A 1,455-nucleotide genomic window follows, 5' to 3' on the forward strand; every position below is an offset into this window, starting at 1 on the left:
CAATACGTTAAAATTCTTCTATTATTAAAGTACTATAAATAGTAGAACCAGAGTTCCTTTGTTAAAACTTATCTGTTATTACAATATGGCCCACCATACTGACTCATAATGAAAGTGGCAATCTTGGGATTGGGAGTGGTAATGTTTACCGGATACTGTAATCTTTTTTCATATCTCCACATTAGCCGCACACTCCTTCCCAGGGCCACGGATCATTGATCCAGGTCCAATAATTTTCATCCATGACACCATCTATCATCAGAGGGCCGCACTGCTCTTCATAAGCCTCAACTGCCCTTCTTCTTAAATCTGAAACATAACAATAAAATTTTAACGCATCCTTGTCACAGGGATGAGTGTCAAGAAACAATACCACGTCATCCAATGCAAAACTAGCTTGATAAACCTGTTTTAATAACATATCGCAATCCACGTTACTGCCCATGGTATTGCCCATGTTACAATCCATGTTACGGCCCATGTTACAATCCATGTTACAATCCATATTACAATTCATCAGCGGCACCCTCCCATCGTAAATGGTTTAAATAAATCAGGGAAAATTGTACCCATATTTATTGCTGTTTCAACAGAATAAACCTGCTGCCAGTTCTGCCATGGCACATAAGCCATTCCAACCGGATATTTGTCAATGCATTCGGTAGCTGCTTCAACAGCGGGAGGCGGACACGGGCCCGGACATACGTTTGGAGCTGGAGACCAGCAGGGACTCGTAGCTGGAGATGTGAATGAGGGCTCAGTACATTTTGCCGGCATCACGCAGGTTGGTTTTTCCGGACATCTTGCCGGTTTCACACAGGAAGGTTTTTCTGGACATCTTGCCGGCATTACACAAGAGGGTTTCTCCGGACATTTTGCTGGCATTACACAAGAAGGCTTTTCTGGACATCTTACTGGTTTCACACAGGAAGGTTTTTCTGGACATCTTGCTGGCATCACGCAAGAAGGTTTTTCTGGACATCTTGCCGGCATTGCGCAGGAGGGTTTCTCTGGACATTTCGCTGGCATTACACAAGAGGGTTCTTCTACACATTTTGCTGGCATTACACAAGAGGGCTTTTCTACACATTTTGTTGGCATTACACAAGAGGGCTTTTCTACACATTTTGCCGGCATTACTCTTGCTGGCATCACGCAAGAAGGTTTTTCTGGGCATCTTGCCGGCATCACACACGTTGGTCTCTCCGGACATTTTGCTGGCATCTCTCTTGCTGGCATCACGCAAGTGGGTTTCTCTGGGCATCTTGCCGGCATCACACACGTTGGTCTCTCCGGACATTTTGCTGGCATCTCTCTTGCTGGCATCACGCAAGCAGGTTTTTCTGGGCATCTTGCCGGCATCACACACGTTGGTCTCTCCGGACATTTTGCTGGCATCTCTCTTGCTGGCATCACGCAAGCAGGTTTTTCTACACATTTTGCAGGCATTACACA

The 1,455-nt window shown here is 45.4% G+C and carries 3 protein-coding genes and 1 pseudogene; 1 reads left to right on the forward strand and 3 read right to left on the reverse strand.

Annotated features, from left to right (window positions below; translation table 11 throughout):
- Nucleotides 1–86: 86 nt before the first annotated feature.
- The 3 genes and pseudogenes from T546_RS26400 to T546_RS26275 all read right to left on the reverse strand — a co-directional run.
- Nucleotides 87–182: pseudogene (locus T546_RS26400) on the reverse strand (manganese catalase family protein); the annotation flags it as partial.
- Complete coding sequence (locus T546_RS0122360) at nt 182–517, reverse strand: spore coat protein CotJB (RefSeq protein ID WP_242842282.1); 336 nt, start codon at nt 515–517, stop codon at nt 182–184. The pseudogene T546_RS26400 and the gene T546_RS0122360, both read right to left, overlap by 1 nt.
- Complete coding sequence (locus T546_RS26275; protein ID WP_330371989.1) at nt 517–849, reverse strand: spore coat associated protein CotJA; 333 nt, start codon at nt 847–849, stop codon at nt 517–519. The genes T546_RS0122360 and T546_RS26275 overlap by 1 nt, the downstream gene beginning before the upstream one ends.
- Between T546_RS26275 and T546_RS25645 the strand changes: the two genes are divergently transcribed.
- Nucleotides 746–1,455, forward strand: a 710-nt coding sequence (locus tag T546_RS25645; protein ID WP_242842283.1) for a hypothetical protein, incomplete at its 3' end; no start/stop codon positions are given. The genes T546_RS26275 and T546_RS25645 overlap by 104 nt on opposite strands.

The organism is [Clostridium] aerotolerans DSM 5434 (genome assembly GCF_000687555.1).
GTDB classification, from domain to species: Bacteria; Bacillota; Clostridia; order Lachnospirales; family Lachnospiraceae; genus Lacrimispora; species Lacrimispora aerotolerans.

Coding starts and splice junctions, on each gene's coding strand:
- T546_RS0122360 (WP_242842282.1), bottom strand. CDS start 517: ATGAATTGTAATATGGATTGTAACATGGATTGTAACATGGGCCGTAAC.
- T546_RS26275 (WP_330371989.1), bottom strand. CDS start 849: ATGCCGGCAAGATGTCCAGAAAAACCTTCCTGTGTGAAACCGGCAAGA.